25 protein-coding genes are annotated in these 25,689 nt (G+C 65.9%); 11 read left to right on the forward strand and 14 right to left on the reverse strand.

Annotated elements, in window-relative coordinates; translation table 11 throughout:
• Positions 1-24: 24 nt before the first annotated feature.
• From ACO6VM_RS00115 to ACO6VM_RS00125, 3 genes are all read right to left on the reverse strand, one after another.
• Positions 25-354, reverse strand: coding sequence for a hypothetical protein (locus ACO6VM_RS00115; RefSeq protein WP_258704397.1), 330 nt, complete (start codon positions 352-354; stop codon positions 25-27).
• Between the two features lie 74 nt (positions 355-428).
• Positions 429-1,079, reverse strand: coding sequence for a DUF998 domain-containing protein (locus tag ACO6VM_RS00120; RefSeq protein WP_422402511.1), 651 nt, complete (start codon positions 1,077-1,079; stop codon positions 429-431).
• Positions 1,080-1,166: 87 nt separating this feature from the next.
• Positions 1,167-1,910, reverse strand: a complete 744-nt coding sequence (locus ACO6VM_RS00125) for a GntR family transcriptional regulator (RefSeq protein WP_401059978.1) — start codon at positions 1,908-1,910, stop codon at positions 1,167-1,169.
• 117 nt (positions 1,911-2,027) lie between these two features.
• Between ACO6VM_RS00125 and ACO6VM_RS00130 the strand changes: the two genes are divergently transcribed.
• The 4 genes from ACO6VM_RS00130 to ACO6VM_RS00145 all read left to right on the forward strand — a co-directional run bounded on the left by ACO6VM_RS00130 (position 2,028) and on the right by ACO6VM_RS00145 (position 6,676).
• Positions 2,028-3,383: a class-II fumarase/aspartase family protein gene (locus ACO6VM_RS00130; RefSeq protein ID WP_401059980.1), complete on the forward strand. Its 1,356-nt coding sequence runs from the start codon at positions 2,028-2,030 to the stop codon at positions 3,381-3,383.
• 68 nt (positions 3,384-3,451) lie between these two features.
• Positions 3,452-4,753, forward strand: a complete 1,302-nt coding sequence (locus ACO6VM_RS00135; protein WP_422402512.1) for a cation:dicarboxylate symporter family transporter — start codon at positions 3,452-3,454, stop codon at positions 4,751-4,753.
• Between the two features lie 145 nt (positions 4,754-4,898).
• A complete protein-coding gene (locus tag ACO6VM_RS00140) occupies positions 4,899-5,648 on the forward strand; it encodes a FadR/GntR family transcriptional regulator (protein ID WP_323833630.1) in 750 nt (249 codons plus the stop codon).
• A 140-nt stretch (positions 5,649-5,788) separates the two neighbouring features.
• A complete protein-coding gene (locus tag ACO6VM_RS00145; RefSeq protein ID WP_422402513.1) occupies positions 5,789-6,676 on the forward strand; it encodes a pirin family protein in 888 nt (295 codons plus the stop codon).
• 57 nt (positions 6,677-6,733) lie between these two features.
• Here ACO6VM_RS00145 and ACO6VM_RS00150 read toward each other — a convergent pair whose 3' ends face one another.
• The 3 genes from ACO6VM_RS00150 to ACO6VM_RS00160 form a co-directional block, all read right to left on the reverse strand.
• Positions 6,734-7,222, reverse strand: a complete 489-nt coding sequence (locus ACO6VM_RS00150) for a DoxX family membrane protein (protein WP_401059985.1) — start codon at positions 7,220-7,222, stop codon at positions 6,734-6,736.
• Positions 7,223-7,623: 401 nt separating this feature from the next.
• Positions 7,624-8,910, reverse strand: coding sequence for a sensor histidine kinase (locus ACO6VM_RS00155; RefSeq protein ID WP_422402514.1), 1,287 nt, complete (start codon positions 8,908-8,910; stop codon positions 7,624-7,626).
• The gene (locus ACO6VM_RS00160) at positions 8,907-9,647 is read right to left on the reverse strand and encodes a response regulator (protein ID WP_110994426.1); all 741 of its coding nucleotides are present in this window, start codon (positions 9,645-9,647) and stop codon (positions 8,907-8,909) included. The genes ACO6VM_RS00155 and ACO6VM_RS00160 overlap by 4 nt, the downstream gene beginning before the upstream one ends.
• Before the next feature lie 218 nt (positions 9,648-9,865).
• On the opposite strand from ACO6VM_RS00160, the gene ACO6VM_RS00165 reads away from it, so the two are divergent.
• Together ACO6VM_RS00165 and ACO6VM_RS00170 are read left to right on the forward strand one after the other, a co-directional pair.
• On the forward strand, positions 9,866-10,141 hold the full coding sequence (locus ACO6VM_RS00165; protein WP_422402515.1) for a DUF2790 domain-containing protein: 276 nt from the start codon (positions 9,866-9,868) through the stop codon (positions 10,139-10,141).
• On the forward strand, positions 10,131-10,685 hold the full coding sequence (locus ACO6VM_RS00170) for a thioredoxin family protein (protein WP_422402516.1): 555 nt from the start codon (positions 10,131-10,133) through the stop codon (positions 10,683-10,685). The genes ACO6VM_RS00165 and ACO6VM_RS00170 overlap by 11 nt, the downstream gene beginning before the upstream one ends.
• 4 nt (positions 10,686-10,689) lie before the next feature.
• Here ACO6VM_RS00170 and ACO6VM_RS00175 read toward each other — a convergent pair whose 3' ends face one another.
• Complete coding sequence (locus ACO6VM_RS00175) at positions 10,690-11,700, reverse strand: GlxA family transcriptional regulator (RefSeq protein WP_401059990.1); 1,011 nt, start codon at positions 11,698-11,700, stop codon at positions 10,690-10,692.
• A gap of 557 nt (positions 11,701-12,257) precedes the next feature.
• On the opposite strand from ACO6VM_RS00175, the gene ACO6VM_RS00180 reads away from it, so the two are divergent.
• The 3 genes from ACO6VM_RS00180 to ACO6VM_RS00190 all read left to right on the forward strand — a co-directional run bounded on the left by ACO6VM_RS00180 (position 12,258) and on the right by ACO6VM_RS00190 (position 15,598).
• The gene (locus ACO6VM_RS00180) at positions 12,258-12,671 is read left to right on the forward strand and encodes a RidA family protein (protein ID WP_422402517.1); all 414 of its coding nucleotides are present in this window, start codon (positions 12,258-12,260) and stop codon (positions 12,669-12,671) included.
• Between the two features lie 198 nt (positions 12,672-12,869).
• Positions 12,870-13,370 carry a GNAT family N-acetyltransferase gene (locus ACO6VM_RS00185; RefSeq protein ID WP_422402518.1) on the forward strand — a complete coding sequence of 167 codons (501 nt, stop codon included), beginning with the start codon at positions 12,870-12,872 and terminating at the stop codon, positions 13,368-13,370.
• A 125-nt stretch (positions 13,371-13,495) separates the two neighbouring features.
• Positions 13,496-15,598 (forward strand): putative bifunctional diguanylate cyclase/phosphodiesterase, encoded by a 2,103-nt coding sequence (locus ACO6VM_RS00190; RefSeq protein WP_125858816.1) that lies wholly within the window; start codon positions 13,496-13,498, stop codon positions 15,596-15,598.
• Positions 15,599-15,628: 30 nt separating this feature from the next.
• On the opposite strand, the gene ACO6VM_RS00195 is transcribed toward ACO6VM_RS00190, so the two are convergent.
• The 6 genes from ACO6VM_RS00195 to ACO6VM_RS00220 form a co-directional block, all read right to left on the reverse strand.
• The gene (locus ACO6VM_RS00195) at positions 15,629-16,420 is read right to left on the reverse strand and encodes an amino acid ABC transporter ATP-binding protein (RefSeq protein ID WP_309474893.1); all 792 of its coding nucleotides are present in this window, start codon (positions 16,418-16,420) and stop codon (positions 15,629-15,631) included.
• A 24-nt stretch (positions 16,421-16,444) separates the two neighbouring features.
• Positions 16,445-17,689 (reverse strand): FAD-dependent oxidoreductase, encoded by a 1,245-nt coding sequence (locus ACO6VM_RS00200; protein ID WP_422402519.1) that lies wholly within the window; start codon positions 17,687-17,689, stop codon positions 16,445-16,447.
• Positions 17,690-17,705: 16 nt separating this feature from the next.
• Positions 17,706-18,416 (reverse strand): ABC transporter permease, encoded by a 711-nt coding sequence (locus ACO6VM_RS00205; protein WP_125464245.1) that lies wholly within the window; start codon positions 18,414-18,416, stop codon positions 17,706-17,708.
• Positions 18,413-19,132, reverse strand: coding sequence for an ABC transporter permease (locus ACO6VM_RS00210; RefSeq protein WP_125464244.1), 720 nt, complete (start codon positions 19,130-19,132; stop codon positions 18,413-18,415). The genes ACO6VM_RS00205 and ACO6VM_RS00210 overlap by 4 nt, the downstream gene beginning before the upstream one ends.
• A 140-nt stretch (positions 19,133-19,272) precedes the next feature.
• Positions 19,273-20,025 (reverse strand): transporter substrate-binding domain-containing protein, encoded by a 753-nt coding sequence (locus tag ACO6VM_RS00215; RefSeq protein ID WP_401059996.1) that lies wholly within the window; start codon positions 20,023-20,025, stop codon positions 19,273-19,275.
• A 26-nt stretch (positions 20,026-20,051) separates the two neighbouring features.
• Positions 20,052-20,927 (reverse strand): MurR/RpiR family transcriptional regulator, encoded by an 876-nt coding sequence (locus ACO6VM_RS00220; RefSeq protein ID WP_110994438.1) that lies wholly within the window; start codon positions 20,925-20,927, stop codon positions 20,052-20,054.
• A 142-nt stretch (positions 20,928-21,069) separates the two neighbouring features.
• Here ACO6VM_RS00220 and ACO6VM_RS00225 point away from each other — a divergent pair, with 142 nt between their 5' ends.
• Positions 21,070-22,092, forward strand: a complete 1,023-nt coding sequence (locus tag ACO6VM_RS00225; RefSeq protein ID WP_422402520.1) for an Ldh family oxidoreductase — start codon at positions 21,070-21,072, stop codon at positions 22,090-22,092.
• 20 nt (positions 22,093-22,112) lie between these two features.
• On the opposite strand, the gene ACO6VM_RS00230 is transcribed toward ACO6VM_RS00225, so the two are convergent.
• Positions 22,113-23,159, reverse strand: a complete 1,047-nt coding sequence (locus tag ACO6VM_RS00230) for a LacI family DNA-binding transcriptional regulator (protein ID WP_422402521.1) — start codon at positions 23,157-23,159, stop codon at positions 22,113-22,115.
• A 240-nt stretch (positions 23,160-23,399) separates the two neighbouring features.
• On the opposite strand from ACO6VM_RS00230, the gene ACO6VM_RS00235 reads away from it, so the two are divergent.
• Entirely contained in the window at positions 23,400-25,604 is a 2,205-nt protein-coding gene (locus ACO6VM_RS00235) for a TonB-dependent receptor (RefSeq protein ID WP_422402522.1), read from the forward strand.
• Positions 25,605-25,689: the final 85 nt, after the last annotated feature.

A 25,689-nucleotide genomic window follows, 5' to 3' on the forward strand; every position in this document is an offset into this window, starting at 1 on the left:
TATAAATAATTGATTTATAAGGATTTATCTCTTAGCAAGCGCATGCTGAGCACACTGCTCATAGTAGGTCTGTTTGATCGCCGCCGGCTTGAGTTGCGAGCGGCTGTTGTAGGTCTGCTCGGTGATGCCGAAGGCGGTCATGCGCATCCAGGGTTTGGCGAACTTGCGGGCCTGCAGCTTCTTGCGCGTGGCGTACAAGGTGACCCCCGAAAGCTTGGCCTGCTGGGCCTCGGCGGCGATCTGCGCGCCCCAGCCGCACACCTGGTGATCGTTCTGGCTCAGTGCCCGGGCCTGGGCGCCGAAGGTGGCGACGGCCAACAGGCAGCCGGCTACGCTTGCTAGAAATACCCGCATGTTGCTGTCCTAAGCGTCTGAAGGAAAACGGAGTTTGCCCGTACTTCAAACGCCTGGGGGCCAGCAATTTGCCGTCAGGCGATGGCCATGCGCAGTGGGTTGTGGCGGCTGGCTCGCAGCGACACCAGGGCCAGGGCCGCCAGCCACAGCAGCGAGACCCCGTAGTTCAGGCGCTGATACAGACCGAACAGTTGCCCGCTCTCGGCCGCCCGCGCCATCAGCAGCACCGTGACCACCGCCAGCACGGCGCACAGCAACGACCACCAGGCCAGGCCGCGTGATCGGGCCAGGCGCTGGCCGAGGCCGATCCACAGCACACAGGCCAGGGTCAGGGAGAGGAACATCAGCAACCCGCTGAGGTTGTGCAGTTGCTGCGACAGCGAAGGTGTCACTGGCGCACAGCCCGCATCACAGGCAAACCAACCGGTGCCCAGGCTGCCCACGCCGTGCAGCAGGATCAGCAGCGCGCTCAGCTGCGCCAGCCTGGATTGCCGCCAACGTCGCGCCAGCCCCCAGGCGAACAGGGCGAACAGCAATGCCAGGGGGAAGTTGTTGATCCATGGCGAGAGCGTGTGGGTGGGGGCGTCCACCGCGCCAAGCTGGCTCATGGCCTGTTGCAGATGGCTGTAGCCGGGGTAGGCCTGGGCGGTCAGGGCGACGCCGATCAGCAGCCAGAACGGGGTCAGCAGGCCGCTGGCGAGCAACAGGCGATCGAATGTCTTCATGCAGGTTCCTTCCTTGGTGGGCATGGGCAAACGCGCAGCCTACAGCGATGACCGGGCAGTTCGCCAGCATCCGTTGCCGACCATCTTTCAAACCGTGGGTGGGGTTTTTTCCCGACGCATCTGGGTAACCAGGGTAAAGCGGTCATCCGGATGCACAGTTTCTGAAACCGCCATCAACTGACCCTCTTCGTCACGGTAATGGCGAAGGATCTTGAGGCCGGGAGAGCCGGCTTCGGCCTTGAGTTCGCGCGCCAGCTCCGCTGGCATCAGTACGGCCCGCACCTGCTGGTCGACCACCGCGATGGCGCGGCCGAAGTGCTGCTCGATCAGGCTGGCGATCAGCTGATCGGGGTGCTCTTGGGCCAGCTCGATGACCTCGGCGTAGTCGCGCTGGGCATACACGTCGGTCCAGCACAGCGGCGCCGCATGGTGCTGGCGGTCTACCCGGATGCTCGACACGCAGAAGTAGTGCTCGCCCGGTACCAGGCCAAGGCGCGCGGCCTCGCCCAGGTCGGCGACGAAGTGGCGCACTCGCTGGATTTCCCGCTGCTGCGTCTCGGCCAGGTGCGCGAGGTCGGCCACCGTGGCCAGCGACTGCGAATAACCACCCTGCGGGCTGGCTGCCTCCACCCGTGTCCCGACCCGTTTGCGCCGCGACACCATGCCCTGGTTGAGCAATTGGTTGATTGCCGCGCGCACGGTATGGCGGCTCACGTCATACAAATCGCACAGCTCGAATTCGGTGGGCAGCAGGCTGCCCACCGGGTAGCGGCCGCTGGCGATGGCCTCTTTCAGGTCCCTGGCCACCACGGCGTATCGCGCTTCGTTCATACCTTCGGTCAGCCCCGTCAATTTCACCGGTTGACAGTGTATCAGCGGCAGGGCAAGAATTATGTACGGACATATTAAATATGTACGCTCAATAACAACATTTCAGGATCCCTGCCCATGTCCACCACCGTTTTCGATTCCACCCTGTTCCGCGACATGTTCGGCACCGCCGAAATGCGTGCGGTGTTCTCTGACCGGGCGCTGATCGAGCGCTACATCGAGGTCGAAGTGGCCCTGGCCAAGGCCGAGGCACGTTGCGGCGTGATCCCGGCCGATGCCGCCGCGCAGATCGCCGAGCTGTCGCGCTACGAGTCGCTGGACCTTGGCTTGATGCAGCATGAGACCGAAATCGTCGGCTACCCGATCCTGCCGCTGGTGGAGCAACTGTCGAAGCTCTGCGGTGACGCCGGCCGCTACGTGCACTGGGGGGCCACCACCCAGGACATCATGGACACCGCCGTGGTGTTGCAGGTGCGCGCGGCACTGGTCATCGTCGAGCGTGACGTGCAGACCGTGCGTGGCCTGCTGGCGGCGCTCGCCGCCCGCTACCGCGACACGCCGATGGCCGGCCGCACCCACCTGCAGCACGCGCTGCCGATCACCTTCGGCTACAAGTGCGCGGTGTGGCTGAGCATGTTCGACCGCCACGCCGAGCGCCTTGTGCAGTTGCGTCCGCGCGTGGAAGTGGGGCAGTTCGCCGGTGCCGCCGGTACCCTGGCCTCGCTGGGCGACAAGGGCCTTGAGGTGCAGGCCGCGCTGATGGACGAACTGGGCCTGGGCGTGCCGCAGGCGACCTGGCACGTGGCCCGTGACGGCCTGGCCGAGACCCTCAACTTCCTCGGTTTGGTCACCGCCTCGCTGGGCAAGGTGGCGCTGGACATCATGATGATGATGACCAGCGAACTGGGCGAGGCCTACGAGCCCTTCGTCAAGGGCCGTGGCGCCAGCAGCACCATGCCGCAGAAGCGCAATCCTATTTCCTGCGAGCTGATGTACGCCGCTGCCAAGGGCGTGCGCCAGCAGGCCGGGTTGATGCTCGACGCGATGATCCAGGACTTCGAACGCTCCACCGGCCCGTGGCAAGCGGAGTGGATCGCCATCCCCGAAGCCTTTGCCCTGACCGCCGCCTCCCTGGGCCAGGCGTGCTTCATGCTGGCAGGCCTGGACGTGCGCACCGAACGCATGCGCAAGAACCTCGACATGACCCAGGGCCTGATCGTCGCCGAAGCCGTGATGATGGGCCTGGCCCCGGCGCTAGGCCGCCAGGTGGCGCATGACGTGGTCTACGCCGCCTGCCGCATGGCCAACGACCAGGGCATCAGCCTGCTCGAAGCGCTCAAGGCCCAGGGTGAAGCCACTGCCGAGCTCGAACTGGCCACCCTCGAGCGCCTGTGCGACCCGGCCAACTACCTGGGCCTGGCGCCGCAGATGGTCGACTTGGCCCTGGCCCGCCCGGGCGCAGTCGCCCGCTGATCCATCCGGGCCCGGCTGCACCGGGCCCCGGCTTAATGTTTTGCGACAAGAACAATGAGAATGCAGCCATGTCTTCCACGTTGAAAAAACCGCTGTACAAGGACCTGACCTTCCAGGTCGTCGCGGCGATGCTGCTGGGCATCGCCTTCGGTTTCCTCGCCCCCGAGCTCGCTGCCAAGTTCAAGGTCCTCGGGGACATCTTTCTCAAGCTGATCAAGACCGCCGTCGCGCCGCTGGTGTTCTTCACCGTGGTCCACGGCATCGCCTCTGCCGGCGACATCAAGCGGGTCGGCAAGGTCGGCTGGCGCGCACTGGTGTACTTCGAGCTGTTGTCCACCCTGGCCCTGGCGTTGGGCCTGCTGTGGGGCAACCTGATCAGCATCGGTTCGGGCATGCACGGCGCGCATGCCAGCAGCGCCGCCTCGGCCGCAGCCAGCGCGGCGGTGGCCAAGGGCCACGCACCCACCTCGACCATGGACTTCATCTACAACATCTTCCCCGACAACTTCGTCGGCGCCTTCGCCGGCGGCCAGTTGCTGCAGGTGCTGGTGATCGCCGTGCTGTTCGGCTTCGCCTTGCTGGCGCTCAAGCACGAGCGCCGGGCGGTGGTGGAGGATGGCCTGAACCGGGTGTCGGAGTGTTTCTTCGAGTTCATCAACCTGATCATGAAGTTCGCCCCGCTGGGCGCCTTCGGCTCGGCGGCCTATGCGGTGGGCAGCAACGGCTCGGCGGTACTCATGTCGCTGGCCAACCTGGTGCTGATGTTCTACGTGGCCATCGCGTTCTTCCTGTTCGTGGTGCTGGGCGCGGTGTGCCGGCTGTCGGGCTTCAGCCTGTGGCGCTTCCTCAAGTACATCAAGGACGAGATCTTCATCGTGCTCGGCACCGCCTCGTCGGAGAGCGCGCTGCCACGCCTTTTGCAGAAGCTCGAGAAGCTGGGCTGCTCGAAGCAGAGCGTCGGCCTGGTGCTGCCCACCGGCTATGCCTTCAACCTCGACGGCACGTCCATCTACATGTCCATGTGCGTGCTGTTCATCGCCAATGCCTACGGCGTGCCGTTGGGGTGGGAGCAGCAACTGGGCATCCTGGCGATCATGCTGGTCACCTCCAAGGGCGCGGCGGCAGTGTCCGGTGGCAGTTTCGTGGTGTTCGCCGCCACCGTCACGGCTATCGGCGTGCTGCCGGTGGAAGGGCTGGCGCTGCTGTTCGGGGTGTACCGCTTCATGTCCATGGCCATGGCGGCGTGCAATACCATCGGCAACAGCGTGGCCACCGTTGTCGTGGCCAAGTGGGCCGGGGAATTCACCGAGCAGACGGCCCGTGAAGAGTATGAGCGCGTGCTGGGGCGTGCTCCGGGGGCGGCGCTGTAGCGCCCGACGCCATACAAGGTCGCAGCCAGGCCGTGCAGGTGCGGCCTGGCGCTGCAGTGGCAGGTAAAAACATACAGGACGTATGTGATCGTACAACCGCATGCGCTATCATCACGCCTGTCTTTCACAACAAGATGTACAGGGCATGACAGAGCAGCAGGTACAGCCACGCACCCGGCGCAAGCCGCGCAGTCTGGCGCAGGAACTGGTAACGGTGCTGACCGAGCGCATTCGCAGTGGCCAGCTCAAACCCGGCGACAAGCTTCCTACCGAATCGCAGATCATGGTCGAGGAGGGCGTCAGCCGTACCGTGGTGCGCGAAGCCATATCGCGGCTGCAGGCTGCCGGCCAGGTCGAGACCCGCCACGGCATCGGCACATTCGTCCTGGACGCGCCGACCGCCGGCGGTTTCCGTATCGACCCGGCCACCGTTGTCACCCTGCGCGAAGTGCTGGCGGTGCTGGAACTGCGTATCGCCCTGGAGATCGAGTCGGCCGGGCTTGCCGCGCAGCGGCGCAACGACGAGCAGCTGGCCGGCATGCGCGCCGCTCTCGACGAGCTCAACGAAGGCGCGGCCCACGCCTCGGACGCGGTCTCGGCGGACTTCCAGTTCCACCTGCGCATCGCTCAGGCCAGTGGCAATCACTACTTCGCCGATATCATCAACCACCTGGGCACCAGCATCATCCCGCGCACCCGCCTCAATTCCGCGCGCCTGGCCCATGATGACCAGGCCCATTACATGGGCCGGCTGATGCACGAGCACGAAGCCATCTACGAGGCCATTGCCCGACATGACAGCGAAGGCGCGAAAATGGCCATGCGCCTGCACCTGAGCAACAGTCGCGAGCGCTTGCGCCAGGCCCATGAACAGGCCGAGGCGCAGGGGGTCTGATACCTCTGCCGGCTGTACCGGCCAGTTCACCGGTGCAGTCGGATTGTTCTACTTGTAGAACGATGCATGCCAATTTGGCTGTCTAGCGCACGATTAACCTCATCTGTAAGGTGGTGCTCATCCACGAGAGGAGGTTTCTCATGAAAAAAATCCAGGGTATCCACCGCAGCCCCCACGCCCACTGGGTGGGTGACGGTTTCCCGGTACGCAGCCTGTTCACCTACGACCATCTGGCCCGGCATATCAGCCCGTTCCTGCTGCTGGACTACGCCGGCCCCCATGATTTCGCCCCCACCACTGCCCGCCGTGGCATCGGCCAGCACCCGCACCGCGGTTTCGAGACGGTGACCATCGTCTATCAGGGCGAGCTGGAGCACCGCGACTCCACCGGCGCCGGTGGCCTGATCGGCCCGGGTGACGTGCAGTGGATGACCGCCGCGGGCGGCATCATTCACGAGGAGTTCCACTCGCCGGCTTTTGCCAAGCGTGGCGGCACCCTGGAGATGGTGCAGTTGTGGGTCAACCTGCCGGCCAAGGACAAGCGCGCCGCCGCCGGCTATCAGACCCTGCTGGCCAGCGACATCCCGGTGGTGGCGCTGGAGGGCGAGGCGGGCAGCCTGCGGGTGATCGCCGGCCGCTACCGCGAGCACCAGGGCCCGGCCCGCACCTTCACCGACATGGATGTGTGGGACCTGCGCCTGAAGGCCGGCGCCAGCCTGCAGTTGCCGGTTGCCAGCGGGCGCAACGCGGCGCTGGTGGTGCTGCGCGGCACGCTGCGGGTCAACGGCGAGCGCGAGGCCGGCCCGGCCAGCCTGGTGCTGTTCGAGCGTGACGGCGAAGGGCTGCGCATCGACGCGCTGGAGGACGTCAGCGTGCTGCTGCTCAGTGGCCAGCCGATCGACGAGCCGATCGTAGGTTACGGCCCGTTCGTGATGAACAGCCACGCGGAGATCGCCGAGTCGTTCGACGACTTCCAGGCCGGGCGCTTCGGCCAGATGGGCGGGGTCGAAGCCGGTCCCGCGCACTGACCAAGACCGCGTAAACAAGGGCCCACGCTCACCGAGCGTGGGCCCTTTTTTGTGGGTTCAGGCCCGACGCCACAGCCAGTGGTCCAGGCTCAGGCGCCCCGAACCTTTGAGCAGCAACGGCAGCAGCGCCACCAGGTAGATCAGCGGCAGCTTGAAGTTGCCATGCCCCTGGTCGCTGATTGCATAGCCCTGGGCCAGCTCGGCAAGGCTTGACCACTCGGCCGGCCAATGCACGGCAGCAATCGCCACCAGCGTCACCACCACCAGCACCGCGCTGGCCAGTCGCGTGCCCAGGCCCAACAGCAGAAGCAGCGGGCAGAGCAGCTCGGCCCACATCGACAATTGCCAATTCAGGCTCGCCGGCAGCAGGTCGAAGGGGAACGGGAAGCTCCCCTGCAAGTCGGCGAACCAATTGGCGCCGTTGAATTTCTCCAGCCCCGATTCGAAGAACTCCCAGGCCAGGAATAGCCGAAGCGGCACGTCGGCGCCCCAGCTGCCGATGCGGTCGAGGGCGGTAAGCGGGCGGGTCAGGGTGTGCGTCAACATGGCAGGACTCCTTGGGATCAGTGGGACGTGGCCGGGCGGCGCAGTGGCAGGGCTGCCTTGGCGATGAGCTTGAGGGTGATGGCGGCGAACATCAGGGCGAATGCCAGCGGCAGGGCTTTCATCGATGGGTTTCCCGGGGTGTGCGACGACGGCGGGGTGCCGTCGCTCTGTGGTGGCCGGGAGTGTGTGCGGGTGGGGTATCTGCAGTGTGTCGGCGGGTTGGGGGTTGTGTATCGGTTTGTAGATCAGCTTTGCCTTGGCGGCCTCATCGCCGGCAAGCCGGCTCCCACACCGACCGCATCAGCCCGCGCCATGCGCTAACCCTGTGGGAGCTGGCTTGCCAGCGATGAGGCCCGTGCAAGCAATCCAAGGTAGTTGTGCCCCGAGGCCGGGCGAACCGCTCAGCGCAGCTCGATCTGCGCGCACAGCCCGCCTTCTGCGCGGTTGCGCAAGGTAAGGCTGCCGCCCATGGCCTGGGTCAGCTGATGGGCGATGGCCAGGCCCAGCCCGGTGCCGCCGGTGCTGCGATTGCGCGACCCCTCGACCCGGTAGAACGGCTTGAGCACTTCATCGAGCTCCGCCTCTGGGATGCCCGGGCCGTCGTCGAGTACACGGATCAGCGTCACGCCGCCCTCATGGCCGACTTCAAGCTGGGCGGCACCGGCAAACTTCAGGGCGTTGTCCACCAGGTTGACCAGCACCCGGCGCAGGGCGTGGGGCCGTGCCTGCAGGGTTGCCTGGGTGCTGCCACGGCGCTCAACCCGGGCACCGCTGTCCTGGTAGTCGAACACCAGGCTGTCGAGGAAGGCATCCAGGTTGACCTTGCACGGTGCCTCAGTGCCGCTGTCCATGCTGCGGGCGTAGGCCACGCCTTCGCGCACCAGATGCTCCATGGCATCGAGGTCGTGCCATAGCTTGTCCTTTTCCAACCCGTCGTCCATCTGCTCGACCCGCAGTTTCATGCGGGTGATGGGCGTTTGCAGGTCGTGGGAGATCGCCGCAAGCAGTTGCATGCGTTCCTTGAGGTAAGCCGCGATACGCGCCTGCAGGGCATTGAAGGCGACGGCGGCGTAGCGCACCTCGCGCGGGCCGCTTTCGTCCAGCAGAGGGCCGGGGTGGTTCGGGTCGAGGTTGTCCACCGCCTGCACCAGGCGGGTCAGCGGGCCGATGGCCAGGCGTACGGCCAGCCAGGTGCAGAGCAGCAGCACCAGCAGCTGGATCAGCAGCACCACCGGCAGCCAGGTGGCCACCGGCACCGGCGCCGGGGTCACGTCGATGGTCAAGGGCGCGCCGTCGGCCAGGCGCAGGTGGGCCTGGAAGTGCGCGTTGGGGCCGGGGATCTCGAGGAAGGTCAACTGATAGCGATCACCGATGGCCTTGATGATCGACTCGGCGGCCATGGGCGCTTCGGCACTGGGCATGGCCTCGCCGGGCAGCCCGCCGTCGAGGCGGTAGCGGTAGGTGCGCCGCTCCAGGCGCGGCAGCCAGGCCGGGCGCTCGGCGGCGGGCAGGCGGTCGAGGATGGCCACCGAGGTGGACACGTCCAGTTCCAGGTTGCTGAGCATCATCGAGCGGCTGCTGACGTAGCGTTCATACGCCTGCAGGCTGAACGACAGGCCGTAGGCCAGCACCAGCCCGGTGAAGAAGATCAGCGCCAGGCGCGAGGCGAGGGTGCGTGGCCATTTCATGCCGGCGATTCCAGCAGTTGCACCGGCAGCGAGAACACATAGCCCTCGCTGCGCACGGTCTTGATGCAGGTGGGCTCGCGGGCGTCGTCGCCCAGGCGCTGGCGCAGGCGGCTGACCAGCAGGTCGATGGAGCGGTCGAAGATGTCGGCCTCGCGGCCTTGGGTGAGGTTGAGCAGTTGTTCGCGGCTGAGTACCCGTTGCGGGTGATCGAGGAATACCCGCAGCAGCCGGTATTCGGCGCCGGACAGCGCCACCAGCGTCCCTTCGGCGTCCAGCAGGTGACGCGAGGTGGTGTCCAGGCGCCAGGGGCCGAAGGCGATCAGCCGGCTGCTTTCGCTGATGGTCAGGTTGGGCGGCAGCATGCGCGTGCGGCGCAGCACGGCGTTGATGCGCGCCAGCAACTCGCGGGCGGAGAAGGGCTTGGTCAGGTAGTCGTCGGCGCCCATTTCCAGGCCGATGATGCGGTCGGTTTCATCGTTGCGCGCGGTCAGCATCAGCACCGGCGTGTTGCGGTGCTTGCCGGCGCGCAGCTCGCGGCACAGCAGCAGGCCGTCGTCCCCGGGCATCATGATGTCGAGGACGATCAGGTCGACGGCGTTGTTCTCCAGGAAGGCGCGCATCTGCCGGCCATCGGCGACGATGCTGGTGCGCAGGCCGTTCTTCTTCAGGTAGTTGCCGACCAGTTCGCGGATCTCGCGGTCGTCGTCAACGACCAGGATGTGATCGACGTGTTCCATCGGAGGTGTCCTTGTCTTGGGTGTGGGCGCAGTGTACAGAGCGCGTTCGGCCTTGCCTGCGGCGGTTTGTATTGCAGTGTATCTGGCGCGGCTGCAGATACAGGCGCAGGCACATCGGTGCCTGGGCGGACACAAGCGCGATACCTGCCAGCGCTGAAATGGCTCTCGACCGGGGAGCAATGCCTCCCCACCCAAGAAGCTGCACCAGGAGAGATGCCATGACCGTCAAGACTTTTACCAGCGCTGCCCTGTTCGCCATCCTTGGCCTGGGTGCCATCACCGCCCAGGCCAGCAGCACCTCGATGAACGACAGCAGCGTGATGCACTATCGCTACGGGGACCATCTGGACATCAAGAAAGTCCTGTCGGTAAAAGATGACCAGCGCAGCGGCTGTGGCCTGGTCAACACCCGCATGGACTACCTCGATTCCCACGGCAAGCCGCAAAGCGTCGAGTACCGTACTTACGCCACCAATACCTGCCATGACAACTGATCCGCGCGGTAAAGGGAGCAAACGTCGCCTGCTAAAGGCCGGCGGTGTGGCCCTGGCCCTGGCCGGGCTGGGGCTGGCCGGCCACCTGCTGGCACGCGACAACTACGGCCCGATGCCGTCGCTGGCCGGCGCCGAGCTGTGGCTGAACTCACCACCGCTGGAGGGGCAACAGCTCAAGGGCAAGGTGGTGCTGGTGGATTTCTGGACCTACGACTGCATCAACTGCCGGCGCAGCCTGCCCCACGTCAACGACTGGGCGCGGCGCTATGCCGACCAGGGGCTGGTGGTGGTCGGGGTGCACACGCCGGAGTACGACTACGAGCACGATCTCGCCAGCCTGCGCGAGCAGGTCAAGCGGTTGGATATCGGCTATCCGGTGGCGGTGGACAACGACTATCGGATCTGGAATGCCTGGGGTAACCAGTTCTGGCCCGCGCACTACTTTGTCGATCGCAAGGGGCAGGTGCGGCATGTGCATTTCGGCGAAGGCGACTATGACGGGCAGGAGCGGGTCATCAGGCAACTGCTCGATGAGCGGGGTTAGCCGATTACTCGCCCAGACGCTGCTCGCGTGATGGCGGGTAGCCAAAGTACGCCGCATAGCACTTGCTGAAGTGCGACACCGAGACAAACCCGCAAGCCACCGCCACTTCCATTACTGAAAGGTCGGAATATTGCAGCAAGCGCCGGCTCTTGGTGATGCGCAGTTCCATGTAATAGCGCCGTGGCGAGGTGCCGAGCTGGGCCTGGAACAGCCGGTCGATCTGCCGCCGCGAGCGCCCGGAGTAGGCCGCCAGTTGGTCGAGGCTCAGGGTTTCCTCGAGGTTGTTTTCCATCAGTTCGACGATGGTGCGCAGGTGCAGGCTCATGGACTTTTTCGCCCCGGGGCCGACCTGGCGATAGCGCGCCCCGGAGAACGACAGGATCTCTTCCACGCCCTCGGCCAGGGCATCGCCGTACAGCCGGCGGACCAGGCCGAGCATCAGCTCCATGGCGCCGTTGGGGCTGGCGGCGCTGAGGCGGTCACGGTCGAGGGTGAAGCTGGCCGGGGTAATGCGGGTTTGCGGGCTGCATTCGCTGAGGCTGGCGCGCTGCTCGGGGTGGACACTGCAACCGTAGTCGTCGAGCACCCCGGCGCGACCGAGGAACCAGGCACCGTTCCACAGCCCGCCCAGGGTCATGCCGTGGGCGGCGCAGTCTCCGAGCAGGCGGTCGAGGCTCGGGTATTTGAGCGGGGTGCGCAGGCCGCCGCAGATCACCAGCAGGTCGAGGTCGTGCAGGTCGGTCGGTAGCAGCGGGCTGGCCACCAGCTCCAGGCCCAGGTCGCTGAGCACCCGGTCACCGCCGCCCAGCGATAGGGGGGTGAAGGCAAAACTGTCGGCCCGCAGCAGGTTGGCGGTGACCAGCACGTCCATGGCCACGGTGAAGCTGGCCATGGAGAAATGTTCGAGCAGGACAAAGTCGACCCGGTAAGGCCGCTGGGCGCTGCCGTCGCTGGTCTTGAGCCGCAGCATGTTGCTGGTGCTGGTTTTCTTGCTGAACTGGCGTGGCGTGGGCACTGCGGACTCCGCTTCCTGGCTGGCGGCAGTGAGTGTGCGGGGTGTGGCGGGTAAAGACAACTGGGGGGGCGCGGGGTGTATGTCATGGAATGGTGGGTGGGCAGCCAGGTGCATGTCTTGGAATGGTGTTTGGGCAGCCAGGTGTATGGCGACAGGTTTGCAGCGCCTATCAGATCGAGCGCCGCCCGCGCGGCGCATCGCGGGACAAGCCCGCTCCCACATTTGTTTCGGGCCAGTCTGTCCTGTGCCATTACCTGGTCCGCCTTGTTGGTACGACGCGGTTTCGGCGTGGTCGCTGATGCTGCTCCACATGACTCAAGGCATGCACCAAGGCGGACAGCGGTACTTTCACAGGAATAATTGGCCCGAAACAAATGTGGGAGCGGGCTTGTCCCGCGATGCGCCGCGCGGGCGGCGCTCGATCTCATAGGCGCTGCAAAACCTCCGCCGGACACCTCGCAGCCGTCACTGTCCATAAACAGAGTCGCGCCCCTACTTGACCTCAACCAAACCTGAGGTCTGATACTCGCCCGCTCTTCCCACGATGGAGCGTGCCCATGCCCCAACCAAACGCTTTTACCCTGTCCAACCCCGAAGGCCTCTACGACCCCAGCGCCAACGCGTATTCCCATGTCGCCGAAGTACGCGTCGGCAGTCGCCTGGTGTATGTGGCCGGGCAAGGCGGCGAGGGTCTGGATGGCGCGCTGTCGCCACAGTTCGACGCGCAGGTGCGTCAGGCGCTGATCAACCTGAAAATCGCCCTGGCCTCCAAAGGTGCCAGCCTGCAGGACGTGTTCAAGCTCACCCTGCTGGTGGTGGACCACAGCGAAACCCGGTTGCAGCAGTGGGTGGCTGCAGCTACCCGCGCCTGGGATGGCAACATGACCCCGGCCTGCACCTTGATCCCGGTACCGCGGCTGGCGCTGGACGGCATGCTGGTGGAAATCGATGCGGTGGCGGCGCTGAGTTAGTGGCTCACTGGCCTCACCGCCGGCAAGCCGGCTCCCACAGGTGCAGCGCTGGCCTTGAGGATGGCGCGATTGATGTGGGAGCCGGCTTGCCGGCGATGAGGCCGGCGCGAGCAACACAAGAAAGTTGCTGCCACAGGGTACTGTGCAGTTGCCCGCTTGGCGCTAGAATCGCGCTTCCTCACTGCCCGAGCGCCCTTGATGCCCACCCCCATCGAACTGCTGCAGACCGGCCCCGAGCAGGCCGACCTGGTACGCAACCTCTACCAGTTCTATGCCTACGAATCGTCCGATTGGGAGCAGGAGGATGTCGAGGTGGACGGGCGCTTCTACCTCCACGAGCCGCACTTCGAGCGCTACTGGCAGTCCCCCGACTGGGCCGCCTACCTGGTCCTGGTGGATGGTTTCATCGCCGGCTTCGTACTGGTCGAGCGCAGCGAACTGCCGGGCATCGATGCACTGGAGCTGGCCGACCTGTTCATCCTCAAACGCTATCGGCGCCAGGGCGTGGGCCGTGCCGTGGCCCTGCAGTTGCTGAGCGACGGCCGGGTCGACTGGCTGCTGCGGTGCTATGCCGGGGATGCCCCGGCCATGAGCTTCTGCCAGGCCGTGCTGGCCGACCTGCCGCGCCCGGTACGCGAGATCGCGTTGGACGATGAACCGCAGCTGCGCAATTTTCTGGTCACACCGTACCGCCATTGAATACGCGCGATTTTTTTGTGACGCACTTCACAAAAACCGTTCGTCTGGCGGCATAATGCCAGTAATTCGTATTTTCGGACTGGTCTGACGCGAAGTCCGGAAGCTTCCTTGCTCAGGTAAATCCCATGCCGCTAGCTGCAAGCCCAGAGACCCTGTCCCGCCTGTTGATCCAGAGCGTGGTCGACTACGCCATCTACCTGCTGACCCCCGAGGGTGTCGTCGCCAGCTGGAATCCGGGGGCGCAGCGGGCCAAGGGCTACCACGCCGAAGAAATCGTTGGCCAGCATTTCTCGGTGTTCTACACCGACGCCGACCGTGATGCCGGCCTGCCGGCCTTGAGCCTGGCTACCGCCCTGGAAGCCGGGCGTTTCCAGGCAGACGGCCTGCGCCAGCGCAAGGACGGTTCGCACTTCTGGACCAGCGTGGTGATCGAGCCGATCGTCGACGAAGGCAGCGGCCAGCTGATCGGCTTTGCCAAGATCACCCGCGATATGTCCGAGCGCCGCCAGCAGGAGCTGGAACTGCTCAAGGCCAAGGAACTGGCCGAGCAATACAGCCAGGAAATGACCACCCTGTCGCAGTTCCTCGACTCGGTGATCGGCAATATCCCGGCCAGCGTCATCGTGCAGGACCTGGCAAGCGAGCAGATCCTGCTGGCCAACCCCCAGGCCGAGCGCCTGTTCGGTGGCCAGGGCGTCAGCCTGGTCGGCCAGTTGCCCGGGCAGGGCCTGGCCCCGGAGGCGGCGGAATACCTGGAGCAGCAACTGGCCCGCGGCGCGCGCAGCAGCAAGGGTTATGTCGCCGAAACCCGCGTCGACACCGCCAGCGGCCCGCGTACCTTGCGCAGCCGCACCCTGCGCTGCGAGGGCCGCGCCGGGCAGGGCGACTACGTGCTGTACGTGGCCGAGGATGCCACCGAGGAACTGGCCGCCCACGCCCAGATTCACCACATGGCCCACCATGACGCGCTGACCGGGCTGCCCAACCGCACGCTGTTCCATGAACGGCTCAAGCAGGCCCTGCTGCGCGGCGAGGACAGCGGCAAGCTGACCGCCACCCTGTGCCTGGACCTGGACAACTTCAAGAACATCAACGACACCCTCGGCCACGCCTTCGGCGACAAGTTGCTGCGCGCCCTCGGCAAGCGCCTGCGCCGCGAGCTGCGCGAGCACGACACCCTGGCGCGCCTCGGCGGTGACGAGTTTGCCGTGGTGCTGGTCGGCCTGGATAACCGCGAGGCCGCGCGCAACACCGCGCAGCGCCTGATCGATGCAATCAGCCCGCCGTTCCATATCGAGGGCCACCAGTTCAGCGTGGGGGTGAGCATCGGCGTGGCGATCGCGCCCGACGACCACGACAACGCCGAACAACTGCTCGGTTACGCCGACATGGCCCTGTACGAAGCCAAGCGCAACGGCCGCAACCGTTTCGAGAGCTTCCATGTCGAGCTGGACGTGGCTGCCCGCCAGCGCCGCCTGGTGGAGACCGACCTGCGCACGGCTCTGCACCTGGGCCAGCTGCAACTGCACTACCAGGCCGTGGTCGACCAGCAGAGCAACAGCGTCACCGGCTACGAGGCGCTGCTGCGCTGGGAGCACCCGGTGCGCGGCATGATCATGCCCATGGACTTCATCCCGATCGCCGAAGAGACCGGGTTGATCCACGAACTCGGTGTGCGCGCGCTCAACCTGGCCTGCCAGGAAGCGGCAAGCTGGGGCACCGAGCAGACGGTGTCGGTCAACCTGTCGCCGGTGCAGTTCAAGAACGCCAACCTGGTCCACACCGTGGCCCTGGCCCTGGCCGACTCGGGGCTGCCGGCCACGCGTCTGGAGCTGGAAATCACCGAGTCGGTGCTGCTGGGCAACAGCGAGGAAAACGTGCGCACCCTGAGGGCACTGAAGGACCTGGGGGTGTCGATCTCCCTCGACGACTTCGGCACCGGCTACTCGTCACTGGGTTACCTGCGCTCGTTCCCGTTCGACCGGATCAAGATCGACAAGTCGTTTGTCCACGACATGTGCGACAGCCGCGAGGCGATGTCGATCATCCGCGCCATTACCGAGCTGTCCAACAGCCTGATGATCAAGACCACGGCCGAAGGGGTGGAGTCGGAGGAACAGATGCAGCGGCTGATGGCCGAAGGTTGCTCGCACTTCCAGGGCTACCTGTACGGGCGCCCGGCACCGGCCAGCGAGCGCCTCAAACAGCTCACGCCGGCCGGCCAGTAAGCGGCGCGGGCTTGCCCCGCGCCAATGGGCTCAGTGCAGGATCTGCTTGAGGAACGCCTGCGCCCGGGCCGTGCGTGGCTGGCCGAAGAACAGCTCGGGCGGGCTGTCCTCGATGATCTGCCCGCCTTCAAGGAACAGCACGCGCTCGGCCACCTGGCGGGCGAAGCCCATTTCGTGGGTGACGCAGAGCATGGTCATGCCGGTGCCGGCCAACTGCACCAGCACGTCCAGCACCTCGGCGACCATCTCCGGGTCGAGCGCCGAGGTGGGTTCGTCGAACAGCATGATCCGCGGCTTCATGCACAGCGCCCGGGCGATGGCCACGCGCTGTTGCTGGCCGCCGGAGAGCTGGCTGGGGTACTTGTGCGCCTGGTTCTCGATACCGACCTTGGCCAGGTACATGCGTGCCCGTTCCTCGGCGTCCTTGCGCGACAGGCCGCGCACGCTGGTGGGCGCCAGCAGGCAGTTGTCGAGCACGCTCATGTGCGGGAACAGGTTGAAGTGCTGGAACACCATGCCGATTTCGCTGCGGATCTGGGTGGCTTTGCGGTCGGTGCCGGCCACGTCGATGCCGGCCACCTGGATGCTGCCCTGCTGGGCGATCTCCAGGCGGTTGATGCAGCGGATCAGCGTCGATTTACCCGAGCCCGACGGGCCGCACAGCACGATGCGCTCGCCTTCGCGCACCGACAGGTCGATATCGTGCAGCACGTGAAACGCGCCGTAGTGCTTGTTCAATCCCTCGATGCGGATCAGCTCCGGGCGCAGGTCGGGGGTGGGTTGCGGGGTGGCAAGGCTGGCAAGACTGGAAGGTGCGGACATCGTTATTGTTCTCCCGCTCAAGGTTCAGTCGAAGCGTGCGGCGCTGTAGGGCGCAGGGTCGGTGAAAGGGCGTTCGCCGGTCATCAGCTCGGCCAGCAGGCGGCCGCTGACCGGGCCCAGGGTGAGGCCATGGTGGGCGTGGCCGAAGTTGAACCACAGGCCCTGGTGCCGAGGTGCCGGGCCGATCACCGGGCGCATGTCCGGCAGGCACGGGCGGCGGCCCAGCCAGGGCTTGTCGTCCAGCCGTTCACCCAGGGCCGGGAACAGTTTGCGCGCCAGGGCTTCGCAGCGGCGCAGCTGGATCTCGTTGCCGGGGGCGTCGCTGGCGGCGAACTCGATGCCGGTGGTCAGGCGCACGCCCCGGGCCATCGGCGCCAGTACGTAGCCGCCCTGGGTGTCGCAGACCGAGTGCTTCAGTTCAGCGCCGTCGCGGGTGCTGTAGTGCATGTGGTAGCCGCGCTTGATGCCCAGCGGGAAGTGGTAACCCAGGCGCTCATAGAGCTCCCCGGATTGCGGGCCGAGGCAGGCCACGACTTCGTCGGCAGTGACCGCGCCGCGCTGGGTGTCGACCTGCCAGCCGCCCTCGCTGCGTTGCAGGGTGCGGGCGTCGCCATGCAGGAACTGGCCGCCACGCTGGACGAACAGGGCGGCATAGCCACGGGTGAGGCCGCCTGGGTTGCTCACGGTCTTCGGGTCGAGCCAGTGGATGCCGCCGACCACACCGCCGTCGAGCCCCTGCTCGCGGGCTTGCAGTTGCCCACGGTCGAGGAATTCGTATTTCAGGCCATAGCGCGCCAGGCCCAGCACATCCTGCTTGGCTTGCTCGAACAGCGCGCTGTCGCGGTATACCTCGATCCATCCCTTGGCCTGCACCAGCCCTTGCAGCCCGGCGGCCTCGATCAGGGCGTCGTGTTCCTCGACGCAGCGCTGCACCAGCGGCAGCATGTCCGCCGCGGCTTCGGCCACGCGGCCCGGCGCCGATTGCTGCCAGTAGCGCAGCAGCCAGGGCGCGGCCTTGGGCAGGTGCAGCAGGCTGTAGCGCACGTCGGGCTGGCGATTGAGGCCGTAGCGCAGCAGCGCGCCGAACTGCCGGGGGAAGGCATAGGGGATCACGCTGGAGCGCTCGATCAGCCCGGCGTTGCCGTGGCTGGTGCCGCTGCCCGGCTCGTCGCGGTCGATGAGGATCACCTGGCGGCCGCGCGCCTGCAGGTGCAGCGCGGTGCTGACGCCGACGATACCGGCGCCCAGAACGATGGTTTGGCAATGCATGGAACGTATCCTTCAATCAGTTCAGGTGGCGGCCCAGGCGGGCCTCCAGGTGTTTCAGGGTGCGCCGGACGATCTCGACGATCAGCAGGTAGAGCACCGCCGCCCACAGGTAGATCTGGAAGTCGAAGCTGCGCGAGAAGGCCAGCTTGGTCACCCCCATCAGGTCGAAAATGGTCACCAGCGAGGCGATGGCGCTGGCCTTGATCATCATGATCAGCTCGTTGCCCAGCGGGCCGATGGCCACCAGCAGCGATTGCGGCAGGATCACTTTGAAGAAAGTGGTCGAGCGCTTGAGGTTGAGCGCCTTGGCTGCCTCGTACTGCCCCGGGGCGATGGCGAGCAGGCTGGCGCGGAAGATCTCCGCCTGGTAGGCCGCGGTGTTCAGGGTGAAGGCGAGCAGGGCGCAGTACCATGCCTCGCGGAAGAACCACCACAGCCCAACGTCCTGCCAGAAGCCCTTGAGCGAGCCCAGCCCGTAGTACAGCAGGAACAGCTGGGCCAGCAGTGGCGAGCCGCGGAAGAAGTACACGTAGCCGGCGGCCAGGCGCTGCAGCACGAGGTTGCGCGACATCCGCGCCAGGGCCAGCAGCATGCCCAGCAGCGCGCCCAGGGTGAACGAGATCGCCACCAGCTTGGCGGTGACCAGCAGGCCGTCGACGAAGCGAGGGCCGTAGCGCTCCAGCAGGTCTGGGTCGAGCACGTAGGCCAGCAGTTGTTCGAGGCTCATGTGCGGGCTCCTTGCAGGTGGCGGTTGCTGCGCTTTTCAAGCAGGGCGAAGACCCGGCCCGAGACTGCCGAGAACAGCAGATAGATCAAGCAGGCCACGCCGTAGAAGAACATTGGCTCCTTGGTCACGCTGACTGCCAGGTTGGTCTGGCGCATCAGGTCGATCAGCGAGATGGTCGACACCAGCGAGGTGTCCTTGAGCAGGCTCAGCCAGTTGTTCGAAAGCCCCGGCAGGGCGATGCGCGTGAGCTGCGGCAGCACCACCTTGAAGAACCCGGTGCGCTTGCTCAGGCCCAGGGCCGAGCAGGCTTCCAGCTGGCCCTTGGGCAGGGTCTTGAAGGCCATCAGCCAGATTTCGCTGGAAAACGCCGCGAACACCAGGCTGAAGGCGACCATGGCGGCGAGGAAGGTATTGATCAACACCTCGCCCGGATACCCCAGGGCGGCGAGGATCTTCTGCGCGGCGATCTGGCAGCCGTAGTAGATGATCAGCAGGGTGAGCAGTTCGGGCAGGCCGCGGAACACCGTGGAGAAGGTGGTGGCCCAGGCCCGTGGCAGGCGTTTGCGCGAACGTGCGGCCAGGGCCACCAGCAGCCCCAGCGGCAGGCCGACGGGCAGGCAGGCGAGGGCCAGCGACACGGTCACCAGGGCGCCGGCCAGCAGCGCCTGGCCCCAGCCGCCGCTGGCGAAGGACAGTAGAGACAGTTGATCGAGCATTGGGGTTTACCCTCGTATCAGGGCGTGGGAGCGGCGGTGCGCCGATGCGACTTGCCCCGCGATGGCGCCAGCCGCCAGAGCATGGTTGTCAAGCCTGGCGCCATCGCGGGGCAAGCCCGCTCCCACGAGGGGCGTGGCGCCTATTGGTAGATATCGAAGGCAAAGTACTTGCTGGCGATCTTCTGGTACGTGCCATTGGCCACGATCGCCGCCAGGGCCGCGTTCAACCGTGTGCGCAGCGCCTCGTCGTCCTTGCGCACGGCAATTGCCGCATCGGCCTTGGTGTCCTTGACGTCGCCGAGGATCTTGCAGCAGTCCTGGCCGTTCTTGTTCAGCCACTCGTGCAGCGGGAACTTGTCGGCGATCACCCCGTCCAGGCGCCCGGCGGCAAGGTCGGCGTTGGCTTCATCCATGGTCGGGTACAACTTCACGTCGGCGCCGGCCTTGCCGTACACGTCTTCGGCGTAGATCGCCTGGGTGGAGGAGGACTGAGCGCCAACGGTGTAGCCGACGAAGTCGGTCTGCGCGTCGGTGATCTTGCTGTCCTTGGCCACGGCCACGGTCAGCGGGGTGCGGTAGTAATGGTCGGTGAAGGCGATCTTCTTGCGTCGTTCTTCGGTGTCGATCATCGACGCCACCACGGCGTCGTACTTGCGTGCCATCAGGGCCGGGATGATGCCTTCCCAGTCCTGCGCCACCAGGGTGCACTCGACCTTCATCTGCTCGCACAGGGCGTGGGTGATGTCGATGTCGAAGCCATGCAGCTTGTTATCGGCATCGACATAGTTGAAGGGCGGGTAGGCGCCTTCGGTGGCAAAGCGCAGGGTTTCGGCGCTGGCGGCACCCGCCAGCAGCAGGGCGCACGCACCCACCACAGCCATGGATCTTTTCATCTCGCACCTCTGTACCAACACTCTTGCTATTGTTGTTTGCCCGCCGGCCACGAGGTGTAGCCGACGAACTCGTTATGTAGAGCGGCAGTTGCTTCCAAGCGTTTTTCAACATCCGGCCCGAGCTTCTTGCAGACCTCGTTGACCATCAGGTGCACCCACGACAGCATCGCCGCCGTGGAGTCCCAGAACAGATTGAATTCGGTGGGGATGCGGAACACCTCGTCGGCGTTGGCATCGGCCCAGTCACAGAAGGTGTCGGTGACCAGCGTCACCGGGATGCCCAGGGCGCGGGCCTTCTGGCACAGCTGCAGGGCGTGGCGCGAGTAGCGGCGGGCCTCGAACACCACCAGGGTGAGGTCCTCGGGCTTGCCCAGCAGCACCTCGCCGAAGTGCCCGGCGCTGCCATCCACGCAGTGCACGCCATTGCGCAGGTACTGCAGCAGGTGAGTCATGCACAGGGCGATGCCGCGCTCGGTCTGGAAACCGGCGATGAACACCTGAGGTTTATCGGCCAGGCGGCGGGCCACCTGGCGCCAGGCCTCGCTGCGGCTGTATTCGTGCACACGTACCAGGGCGGCCATTTCCAGCTCCAGGCTGCCGGCGTGTTCGCGGTCGTCTTCGGGTTGCTGGCGGAACTCCTGCAGGCGATCACCGACCAGCCAGGGGCCATCACCGAGGTCGTTCTGCAAATCCTGCTTGAGCGCCTTGAGGTGGGCGTAGCCCAGCGCGCGGCAGAAGCGGCCGACACTCGATTCGCTGACGTCCAGCTTGGCGGCGATGCTCGCCGACGTCTGGAACGGCAGCTCGTGCAGGTTGGCGAGCATGTAGCTGGCGATCTTGCGGCCAGAGGCGGCAGCGCTGTCGAGGCTGCTTTCCAGGCGTTGCTTGATCGATTGGCTCATGACGCGCTCCGGCTGATTTCTGGCGTGGAGAAGAAAATGGCTGTTTTCTGTCATCAAGTCAATATTTGACAGATAGCTGTCATTCACGGGAAAGTCAGGGCGTTGCGCTGTAGCCATTCCAATACCAAGAAAGGAGCTTCAGATGTCCGCACCGTCCACCAGCCCTGCCGTGCGCGTGCCCTTTGCCGAGCTGCAGGCGCTGCTGCAAGCGATCCTCCAACGCCATGGCTGCAGCGCAGCGGTGGCCGCCGTGCTGGCCCACAACTGCGCCAGCGCCCAGCGCGATGGCGCCCACAGCCATGGTGTGTTCCGTATTCCCGGTTACGTCTCGACCCTGGCCAGCAGCTGGGTCGATGGCACGGCTGTGCCGCAGGTGAGCGACGTGGCGTCGGGCTATGTGCGGGTCGATGCCGGCGGCGGCTTTGCCCAGCCGGCCCTGGCGGCGGCGCGCGCGCTGCTGGTGGAGAAGGCCCGCAGCGCCGGTATCGCCGTGCTGGCGATCCACAATTCGCACCACTTCGCCGCCCTGTGGCCGGATGTCGAGCCATTCGCCGATGAAGGCCTGGTGGCCCTGAGCGTGGTCAACAGCATGACCTGCGTGGTGCCCCACGGTGCGCGCAAGCCGTTGTTCGGCACCAACCCCATCGCCTTTGCCGCGCCGTGCGCCGGGCACGATCCGATTGTGTTCGACATGGCCACCAGCGCCATGGCCCACGGTGACGTGCAGATTGCCGCCCGTGCCGGCCAGCAATTGCCTGAAGGCATGGGTGTGGATGCCGGCGGGCAGCCCACCACCGACCCAAAGGCCATTCTCGAAGGCGGTGCGCTGCTGCCATTCGGCGGGCACAAGGGTTCGGCGCTGTCGATGATGGTCGAGTTGCTGGCGGCGGCGCTGACCGGTGGCCACTTCTCCTGGGAATTCGACTGGTCCGGGCACCCGGGGGCGAAGACGCCGTGGACCGGGCAACTGATCATCGTGATCGACCCGAGCAAGGCCGAAGGCGAGCGCTTTGCCCAGCGCAGCCGTGAACTGGTGGAGCAGATGCAGGCGGTGGGGCTGTCGCGCATGCCGGGTGAGCGTCGCTATCGCGAGCGTGAAGTCGCCGGGTGCGAAGGGGTGGCACTGACCGAGCAGGAGTGGCAAGGGCTCAAAGCCCTGGCGTGACGGACCGCTGCTGCAGCGCCTTACGCGCTCTCGCGGGCAATCAGTTCGCAGTGCAGCAGGTTAAGGCGCTGCACCTCGCCGTCATGTTCCAGCACACCCAGGTGTTCGAGCACGCGCAATGCCGCCACCTCGCCGATCTGCCGAGACGGCGGGCGCAGGGTGGTCAGGCTGGGCAGCAGCATTTCGGCGAAGGCGTAATCGCCAAAGCCCATCACCGCCATGTCCTCGGGCAGCCGCAGCCCGGCGCGCTGGCCGGCGAGCAGGGCGCCGGCAGCGAGGTTGTCGTTGGCGAAGATGATCGCGTCCGGCCTGGGCTGGCGGCGGATCAGCGCTTCCATGGCCTGGCGCCCGGCCTCGAACGGCGCGGTGCCTGCCGACGGCACGAACGCCCAAGGCTCAAGCCCCGCTTCGCGCAAGGTGTGGCTATAGCCGTCACGCCGCTCCAGCGCACTGAAGTCGCCGGCGGCACTGTTCTGTACGAAAGCGATGCGTCGGTGGCCCTTGTCCAGCAGGTAGCGGCAGGCCTGCACGCCCACTTCGAAGTGCAGGAAACCCACCTGCAGCGGCGCGCGTTCGGGCACGTAGTCCCAGATCTCCACCACCGGCACGTCGGCCTCGGCCAGCATCTTTTCGGTAGCCGGGCTATGGAAGTGGCTGGTCACCACCAGCGCCGCCGGCGACCAGCCGAGAAAGGCCCGTACCGCGCTTTCTTCCTGCTCCTCGCTGAAATAGCTGGAGGCCAGCAGCAATTGGTAACCGTGCTTGCCCAGGGTGTCGCTGAACGCCTGGATGGTCTGAGCGAAGATCGGCCCGGAGATGTTCGGGATGACCATGCCGACGATGCGCCCGCGTGCCGAGGCCAGGCCGCCGGCCACCAGGTTGGGCACGTAGCCCAATTGCTGCACGGCCGCCTGGATCCGCTCGCGCAGGGGCGGGGAGACCTGCTCGGGCTGGTTGAAGTAGCGTGACACGCTGATGGCCGACACATCGGCCATCCGCGCCACTTCAGCGAGGGTGACGCGGCCGGCGCCGCGGCGCTTGCGCGGGTTGTCCCTGGACTGGCTCACGGGGCCGCCTCCGGATGGAATTGGCGCGATGTTAGCGCTAACTGCACCAGGCTGTGCAAATAGCTTTTAAGCATATAAAAGTGCTTTTTCAGTATTTGACCTGCTAAGCAGCCTGCTCTGATACTTGCTCATGTTAGCGCTACCAAGCGCTGCTGTCGGCTAGCGGCTGCCACTCGCACGAGCGAGACCAGACACCCACAGCGTCATCTTCCGTCTGGTTCTTTCAGGGCAGTCAGCATCATGCACAAACGCCATAATCCGTCGTTCCCTCCTGTTCGCCGTGGGCCTTTGGCCACGGCGGTATTGCTGGCCGCCATTGGCCAGGCGGCCCAAGCCGCCACGCCGGTCGAGCCTGCCGCGCTGGAAGCGGTCACGGTCACCGCCACCCGCCGTGAAGCACCGCTGCAGAAGGTGCCGGTTGCGGTGTCGGTGGTCGATGGCGAGCAACTGGAGCGGGACAACCGCAACAATGTCGCCAGCATCGTGCAGCAGGTGCCGACCCTCAATTACCGTGCCGGCGCCTCGAACAAGGACACTTCGCTGTTCATTCGCGGCGTGGGCACCATTTCCACCTCGCCGGGCGTGGAGCCGACGGTGGCCACGGTGGTTGACGGCGTGGTGTTCGGCCGCCCGGGCCAATCCACCCTCGACCTGCTCGACCTTGAGCGCATCGAGGTGCTGCGCGGCCCGCAGGGCACGCTGTTTGGCAAGAACGCCTCGGCCGGCGTGCTGAACGTGATCAGCAAGGCCATTCCCGAGCAGACCCGCGGTTATGTCGACTACTCGCACTTCGGCGGGGGCGACGAGAACCGCCTGCGCTTCGGCCTCGGCGGGCGCCTGAACGAACAGCTCAAGGGCTCGTTGAGCACCCTGTGGGGCGACTATGACGGCAACGTCGAGAACGTCGCCAACGGCCATGACGTCAATGGCTACGAACGCAAGGGCGTGCGCGGCAAGCTGGAGTTCGAGCCCAATGAGGACCTACGCCTGACCTTGATCGCCGACTACATGAAGGGCGAGGACAGCCTGCCCAGCGGCGTCATCAGCAAAGCCGGCACGGCGTTCACCAACCAACTGCGCCCGGTGGTGCCCAGCGCCCACAACCGCGACATCAACAGCGACTACAAGACCCACGTCATCGACGAGAACCAGGGCCTGTCGGCGCAGCTCGACTGGCAACTTGGCGACTACACCCTGACCTCGATCAGCGCCTGGCGCGGCTGGAACAACACCCAGTACCAGGACGGCGACCGTCGGGCGCTGCTGCCGGTGACCGCCTCCCATGACAAGGGTACGGTGGACTACGACCAGTACAGCCAGGAGTTTCGCCTGACCTCGCCCAAGGGCCAGTTCAACGACTACGTGCTCGGTGCCTTCTATATGCACGGCACCTCGAACGAGGTGTACCAGCGCCTGTCGGTCAACGGCGGGGTGGCCAACAACGGCCGCGCCGACTACTCGACCAGCAACGACAGCGTGGCGCTGTTCGGCGAGAACACCTTCAACTTCACCGATGATTTTCGCGCGATCTTCGGCCTGCGATGGACCCACGACGACCTCGAGTACGACCACCGTCGCGTGTCCAGCTCGGCCACGGCGGTCACCGGCATCCAGCCATCGACCCGCAGCGAAGGCTCGGTGGACGAGGACGGCTGGAGCGGCCGCACCGGGCTGCAATACGACTTCAACGACAACCTCACCGGTTACCTCACCTACTCGCGCGGCTACAAGGGCCCGGCGTACAACGTGTTCTTCAACATGCAGCCGCGCGACACCGAGGCGCTCAAGCCGGAAACCTCCGACGCTTACGAGATCGGCCTCAAGAGCACCGCGCTGGATAACCGCCTGGTCGCCAACCTGGCGCTGTTCCACACCGACTACGACGACTACCAGGCCAACTTCTTCGACACCGTGGCCAACCAGGTGGTGACCCGCCTGGTCAACGCCGGCTCCGTCAAGACCCAGGGCGTCGAGCTGGACGCCAGCTTCCAGGCCACCCGCCAGCTCAAGCTGTCGGCGGCGCTGGCCTACACCAAGGCGCGGGTCGATCACTTCAACTGCCCAGTGGGTGCAGCGGCCAACTGCAATATCGATGGCGGCCACCTGCCGTTCACGCCGGACTGGAAAACCTACCTGCGCGCCGACTACAGCATCCCGCTGGACAACGGCCTGGATGTGGAGCTGTCCAGCGATTACAGCTGGCAAGACGCCGTGCAGTTCAGCCTCGACCAGAACCCCGACACCGTGCAGGGCGCCTACGGCATCTGGAACGCCAGCATCGCCCTGGCCGACTACAACGATGGCTGGCGCGTGGCGCTGCTGGGCAAGAACCTGGGCGACAAGTCCTATGCGCAGATGCTGGCCAGCGGTGGCGACTACATCTACCGCGCGGTGCCGCGTGACGACCGGCGCTACTTCGGCGTGCAGCTGCGCAAGGATTTCTGATCGTCGCGCCCCTGTCGCGGGGCAAGCCCGCTCCCACACCAAGTGCTTTCGTGGGGGTGGAAATGGGCTTGCCCCGCGACAAGGC

Origin of the sequence: Pseudomonas sp. GZD-209 (assembly GCF_049310485.1) — a bacterium.
Taxonomy (GTDB): Bacteria; Pseudomonadota; Gammaproteobacteria; order Pseudomonadales; family Pseudomonadaceae; genus Aquipseudomonas; species Aquipseudomonas sichuanensis.